Source organism: Mycolicibacterium vaccae NBRC 14118 = CIP 105934, from assembly GCF_001552715.1.
Lineage (GTDB): Bacteria > Actinomycetota > Actinomycetes > Mycobacteriales > Mycobacteriaceae > Mycobacterium > Mycobacterium vaccae.
Genome location: NZ_BCRS01000367.1, coordinates 1 through 629, shown reverse-complemented (window position 1 = coordinate 629; position 629 = coordinate 1). Strand labels below are relative to the sequence as shown.

General features: G+C 73.1%; 1 protein-coding gene and 1 pseudogene. Both read left to right on the top strand.

All coding sequences use genetic code 11. The features are described 5' to 3' along the window. A pseudogene (locus MVA01S_RS30060) lies at positions 1-216 on the top strand (uracil-DNA glycosylase); the annotation flags it as partial. Positions 217-258: 42 nt separating this feature from the next. Further along, positions 259-629, top strand: a 371-nt coding sequence (locus MVA01S_RS30055) for an MsnO8 family LLM class oxidoreductase (RefSeq protein WP_159426402.1), incomplete at its 3' end; no start/stop codon positions are given.

Here is a 629-nt window from a genome sequence, read left to right as displayed (position 1 = left end):
CAGGCCGCGCTGGCGATGGTCCGGCGGGCAGGCGGTTCGGCGGGCACGCCCGCGCCGAAGTTCGGCCACGCCGCGACCGCCGACCTGCAGACACCGCACGGGCAGGTCACGTTGCTCGGCTGCTATCACCCCAGCCAGCAGAACACGTTCACCGGCCGCCTGACGCCCGCGATGATGGACGGCCTGTTCGCCACGGCTCTCGCGCTGTCGGGGTGACCGACGGGGAACGGAACCGTACCGGCGCGCGTTGGACAGTGGATGCGTCTCTCAGTCCTCGACCTCGTTCCCGTGCGCTCCGACCAGAGCACCTCCGATGCGCTCGCCGCCTCGACGCTGCTGGCCCAGACCGCTGACCGGCTGGGATACACCCGCTACTGGGTTGCCGAACACCACAACATGCCCTCGGTCGCGGCGACCAGTCCGCCGGTGCTCATCGCCCACCTGGCCGCGCACACCGCGGCGCTGCGGCTCGGTTCCGGCGGGGTGATGCTGCCCAACCACGCGCCGCTGGCGGTCGCCGAACAGTTCGCGCTGCTGGAAGCGGCCCACCCCGGGCGCATCGACCTCGGCATCGGGCGCGCGCCCGGCTCGGACCCGGTGACCTCGCTGGCGCTGCGCGGTGCGGCAGG